A 5463-nucleotide genomic window follows, 5' to 3' on the forward strand; every position below is an offset into this window, starting at 1 on the left:
GACGAGTCCGTGCCGAGATGCCGATTACGGAGGACTCGTCGCCTCGTCCACTACCCGAAAATTGAGCTGCTTGTCCACTACCCGAAAATTGAGCTGCGATAGACCACTAGTCAGTCAAGAGTGCGTCGGCGGCAATGATGCTGAAGGCTTGCTGGCGGGCAAACCTTTGGACGTTTGCGCGGAGTGTTTCCCCCGACATCAGCCGAATGATGGGATCTCGGGTCGGGCCGGAGATTTCGAGGACAAACGTTCGATCGCTCAAGAGTCGATTCACCGATCGGAGTGGCAGAAAGTCGGTAAAGGTGGGGGTGTTGATTCGCGACAACAGTAGGTTTTGTGCTTGAAAGTTGCCGGTCGAAATGATCGTGTTGACGTGAAGTCGACGATCGAGCAAGCCGGCACTTCCCTGGGCGGCCACATGGACGCGATCGGATGTCATCAGAACGGATTCCAGCAGGATGATCCCTTTTCGGATGCGGCCCACGGCCTCGCCTTGCTCGAACCGAGTCCCGATCAACGACGTGGCTCCCAGCAGGGACCCCGCCGACGCCAATCCAGGCACGGCGGTGGCATCGGTCCCACCGAGTTGCAAACGAAACTGACCATTCAAATCCCGAGCGTCTCGAATGTAGTTGCCGTCCAAGTGCAACGTGCCGGTGACGTCACCCCGGCCGATCGTTCGTGTTCCGACGTAGGTACGCAGCAACGATTCAAAGTCGACATGGTTGATCCGCCAGTCGCTGTCCAGGTGGGTGCCCTTCTGCCCCGCTCCGGCCGAACGGAGCGACAAACCTCCGGTGAGCCGTCCCCTGGCCAACGTGGATTGCACGAGCGGAAATTTTGCTTGCCAGTTTCCCAGGCCCGTGTCATACGTCACCACCATCGGGCTATGCGCGTCACCGACTGGAATACCGAATGTCAATCCTTTTTCGACCTGCACCGAACCGGACAGACGCACCGAGTCAATGAAATTGTCGCCGTTGCCCGTCACCGTTGCGCGTCCGGACACGATTCCACCGACCCATTGGTCGCCTTGTGGGTGAATGGGCAACAGAATTCTGTTGCCCCTTGCCCGAGTCAGTCTCGCAGTGATCAACTTCACGCCCGGACCGATCGCCCATTCGCCTTTCGCATCCAACTGGCCACCTCCGTAGGTGCCGCGGGCCGACCGAATGACGATGGAATCGTTGGTGACTGTGAGATTAAGTCGCAGCGAGCGGGCGATCAGGACGCCGTCGGCGGTCACACCATCCAAGTGGATCAGGAGATTCGCCGCGGGGTCACCGACGAGAGACGTCGGCGTCACCGTCGCATCGACACGTCCGTCAAATCGAGGACGCTGCAACGTGGTCAGTAACAGAAGGTTTCGCAGCGAGAGTTTTTCGACTTTGAAATCAGTGAACCGCAATTTCGACGGAATTTGGTTCCAACGGGTTGTGGCGTCCAAGGGTGCATCACTGCGAACATTAATCGTTCCGCCCAACAGCGTCCCTTCGACGTTTAAATCGAGCGTATCGCGTTGGACCGACAGACGCACGTCCGCGGAGCCGAGTGTTTCTTCGCCAAGCTTCAATGCGGCGATGTTGATCGCCATCGATCCCTGGTGTTCACTCGGTTGCAGAACCTTTGCGGCCGGGACACTCCACTGCACTTGTCCGGAGGTCTCCAGGGAGAGTTTGGGACGCCGTGGCAGTGCCTTGATCGGAATCGCGATTTCGGGATTGATGTTTTCCCAGCGTAGGTCCAAGGAGTGATCGAGTTGATCGTTTCTGGCAATTTGTCCTTCCCCGGAGATCGTGCCTCCGAACAGACTTCCGTTGAGCCGACTGAAGCGGGCAAACTCGGGCGTGGTTTCGAAGTCCGCATCAAGCGACCGGATGATCAAATCGGGGCGAAGGCTTGGATCATCGGTTGCAGAGTCGGGCAGGGTTCGGGGCGCGAGGTTGATGTGATTGCGTGTGAGACGGATGTCATGTTCCAAGATGCCGAGTTGCACGCCGCCGAGTGATACCGAGGGCGACGCGAGGGCCAATTCAACGTCCAGCTCATCGATCGTTGTGGCCGGGCCGATCGTGCCGACCAGACGGCCTCGGGCATCGAGTTTGCCCTGTACGATCGATTCCGCATCCGAGATGAACAGTCCAAACAAGTCTTCCATGGGAAGGTCGTTGGCGGTCAGATTCGATTCGAAATACGTGGAACGCTCGAACCGCAGCTTGGCGTCGGCATCGAGGAACAGTTCGGGGCGATCGCTCGATTCGATCCGCAGGCTGGGCAGATCCAGCTGTCCGTTCTGCCAACTGAATTGCTTGGCTGACAAGCTAAATCGGATCGAGGAATCACGTCGCAGGTTCTCAGCAGACAGGTCGCCACTGACGCTCAACGTTTCCGGTTGATTGAGCTGGTCGACTTGTCCCCGCACCGAAACGTTTGCGGTGACCGAGCCTTGGGGGACCCCGTCGGTCTCGGCGAACCCCAACCGCGAGATCAACGTCGCGATCGGGCCGATGCGGAGGTTGGTGGTTTTGACATCGGCGCTAAAGCTGCCCCGCGGCAACAGTTCAGCCGAAGCGGAGCCGGCAATCGAACCGGCGGTGGGCAGCGCATTTCCGCTGGCATCGAGTTGCTCGACGGCACGTAGCGTGTCCAGATCCAAACGGCCGTCGGCATACGTCACCTCGGCGCGAAACACTTCGAAACGGATCTGGTCGGCGACCAGATCGCGGATCGAAAGCGATCCTTCCAAACGATAGGCCTTGCCGGTGCGGAGTGCATTGAGCGGAACGCCGACTTCGAACTCCACCGTCGCCAGACCGTCGACTTTGATCGGCAGCCCCAGGCCGATCGTGCGCAGCTTGTTGGCCAAGTCACCGACGGCGATGTCCTTGAGCGACCAGTTGGTGGTCCAATAACGATAGGGGCTTTCAACCGGTTGGGCCGCAGCGGGTTGGACGGCCGCCGGTTTGGCCGGCGCGGGCTGAACGGGAGCAGGTTGAATGGGAGCCGGCTGGGCTGGTCCCGGAGCGGTTTGCTGGGGCTGCAGCGTCTGCTGGGCCTGAAGAGGCGACGCGGTGGTCGCACCGATCAGCAACGCGCCGACCAGAAGCGCAGCGAACAGAAGTGGGGGCATGAGGGTTGCGTTGCGGATCATCATTTCGGGATACTCAATCGCCATCCTGTTGGCTAGGCCAATCCAATCGGACACTTGTGCGTGGACGCACACCCGAGACGCATTGTCGCAGCGCCACCGCTACTATTGCAGGGTGACAACCGTTCGACATCGCAACCTCGGGGCATTTCGAAATTGCGAAAGCCCAACGGGAAAGCCCAGCGAATCGACGGGGCGGCCCCCATCGACTCGGCGCCGACCGTTGCTGACGGCACGGAGATTGCTCGCATGAAATCATGGGAAAACGGTTCGTCGGCGCTGGCATTCGAACCCTGTGTAAAACTTGAGCCAAAGGGATTTGACGATGACACGATTGACCATTGTACTCCTGTTCGCATTGATACCGTCGTTCAGTTGGGGGGTCGGACCCCAGGATCCAGCGAAGACGCCGGGGGACGGAGCGGCAGTTGAGCAGGGCGATGCCAAGACAGAGACCGAGTCGACGACGATGAGTGTCTGGATGGAGAAGAAGCTGAAGCATTCCCAGGCGATCCTGCGAGGGTTGGCGATGGGAGACTTTGAGGATGTGAAATACAACGCCGGTCGCTTGAAATTGCTCAATCGTGTCGAGGGATTTGTCCGTCGTCGGCATCCCAGTTACCGCGTGCATGTCAATACGTTCAGCCGGGTCAGTGCGGAAATTGAGCGTCAGGCCGAAAGGAAGAACATTGAAGGGGCGACGCTGGCGTTCAACCAATTGACCGTCAGCTGTGTCGAATGCCACCAGTCGCTGCGAAACGGTGACTCGGAGGACACCGAAACGCCCAATATCGGCGATTTGGACGAGTAGAATTTGGAAAACGGCGATTTGGACGCGGATCGATTGAAAGCGGCGTCGCCGAGTGTGACGTATTCGCACACTCGATCTGGCGACGTAAATTCAGCCGCACTTGGACGCCACATCGCGGAGTTCGGCACCGATTTTGCAGCCCTCCTGACGTGCTTTCTCGGGTTTCATTCCGAGCGTGCGAGCACCCAACAACGTGGGAGATTCCAATGGGCACCAAGAGGACGTCAGAACTCTGCCAGCTCTTCGAGGACTGGAAGGCGGAAGACCGCAAGCTGGCCGAGTGTGTGGATGAAATCCGCGATTGGATGTCGGAAGTCAATCAACTGGGGGTTCCCCATTTCGGCGAGACCGCGTCGCGGTTGCAGCCCTTGCGTGAGTGTTTGTTGCAGCATTTTGACCGCGAAGACGAAATGTTGGCAAAGTTGGAAGAGCTGTATCCGGCCGCATCCCCCGAAGTCAGCGCATTCAAGCGACAGACGGCTGCGGATCATCGGCTGTTACTGGGCCGGTTGGACGAATTGCATGTCCGACTCAAGCAATTGGACCCTCCGTTCAAGACATGGACCGACGCGATGGATGAAGTCGATGTCTTTTTCGAAACGATGGACCAGCACGAACGCAGCGAAGCCGATCGTGTCAGCATGTTGATCCCCGGGGGAGCGTGACGCAGGGGATGGTATGATCGGCAGACCGCAACGGTCTCGTTTTCGAAGACCGATTCGAGTCTTGGCAAGACGAGGACGGATTGCCCATCGGTCCGAAGCTTGCCGCGTCATTTTCTGCCACGCGTCATTATTAAACGTCAATTCGAGTGTTGGGAGAGCCAGACGATGATTTCAAAATCCACACACGAGTTGCGCGTGGCCGACGTGATGTCGGGCAGCGTGAAGTCGGTGGCGTCAGAGACCCCGATCGGCAAAGTGCTGGAGATCATGGAAGACAATCATGTTCACGCCTTGCCGATCGTCGACCAGGACCAGTGTGTGGGAATTGTCACGGCGACCGACTTGGTGCGGCTGATTCGCGAGACCAACGCGGCGCTGCGGAGTGGCTATCCGCACTATGAAGATTGTTTGTGGGCGGTGGATCTGGCGCATCGGAAGCTGGATCAGCAACCGATTCGGGAGATCATGAGCGTGTCGGTGGAGAAGGTTGCGCCGGACACGCCGCTGTGCGACGCGGCCAAGCGATTATCGAGCTGTTCGCGTCATCATCTGGTCGTAGAAGAGGACGGTAAACTGGTCGGGTTCCTTTCGTCCTGGGATGTCGCCGCGGCGTTCTGTTAACCAGCGTGGGGTGAGCATCCTGCTTGCCGTGAAGCGTCGTTTCTCTGGGTTTAGGCCTTAGATCGCTGAGTCAAGACAAACGAAGAGGCCCGGACGCTGGCGCGAACCGGCTGATATCAAACGGCCGATCACCGTTCGACTCCCTATTGGTCTATCGCAGCTCAATTTTCGGGTAGTGGACGAGGCGACGAGTCCTCTGCCAAAATGCCGACTACGGA

At 58.6% G+C, this 5463-nt stretch carries 4 protein-coding genes; 3 read left to right on the forward strand and 1 reads right to left on the reverse strand.

The genetic code is table 11. The features are described 5' to 3' along the window. Positions 1 to 106: 106 nt before the first annotated feature. Positions 107 to 3130, reverse strand: a complete 3024-nt coding sequence (locus tag ABX749_RS19960) for an AsmA-like C-terminal region-containing protein (protein ID WP_372897519.1) — start codon at positions 3128 to 3130, stop codon at positions 107 to 109. A 343-nt stretch (positions 3131 to 3473) separates the two neighbouring features. Between ABX749_RS19960 and ABX749_RS19965 the strand changes: the two genes are divergently transcribed. From ABX749_RS19965 to ABX749_RS19975, 3 genes are all read left to right on the forward strand, one after another. Beyond that, positions 3474 to 3959, forward strand: a complete 486-nt coding sequence (locus tag ABX749_RS19965; RefSeq protein ID WP_372897520.1) for a hypothetical protein — start codon at positions 3474 to 3476, stop codon at positions 3957 to 3959. Between the two features lie 206 nt (positions 3960 to 4165). Beyond that, positions 4166 to 4624 (forward strand): hemerythrin domain-containing protein, encoded by a 459-nt coding sequence (locus ABX749_RS19970; RefSeq protein WP_145210570.1) that lies wholly within the window; start codon positions 4166 to 4168, stop codon positions 4622 to 4624. A 165-nt stretch (positions 4625 to 4789) separates the two neighbouring features. Next, positions 4790 to 5245 (forward strand): HPP family protein, encoded by a 456-nt coding sequence (locus ABX749_RS19975; RefSeq protein ID WP_372897521.1) that lies wholly within the window; start codon positions 4790 to 4792, stop codon positions 5243 to 5245. Positions 5246 to 5463 lie beyond the last annotated feature (218 nt).

Source organism: Stieleria sp. (assembly GCF_041595215.1).
GTDB lineage: Bacteria > Planctomycetota > Planctomycetia > Pirellulales > Pirellulaceae > Stieleria > Stieleria magnilauensis.

Coding starts and splice junctions, on each gene's coding strand:
- ABX749_RS19960 (WP_372897519.1), bottom strand. CDS start 3,130: ATGCCCCCACTTCTGTTCGCTGCGCTTCTGGTCGGCGCGTTGCTGATC.
- ABX749_RS19965 (WP_372897520.1), top strand. CDS start 3,474: ATGACACGATTGACCATTGTACTCCTGTTCGCATTGATACCGTCGTTC.
- ABX749_RS19970 (WP_145210570.1), top strand. CDS start 4,166: ATGGGCACCAAGAGGACGTCAGAACTCTGCCAGCTCTTCGAGGACTGG.
- ABX749_RS19975 (WP_372897521.1), top strand. CDS start 4,790: ATGATTTCAAAATCCACACACGAGTTGCGCGTGGCCGACGTGATGTCG.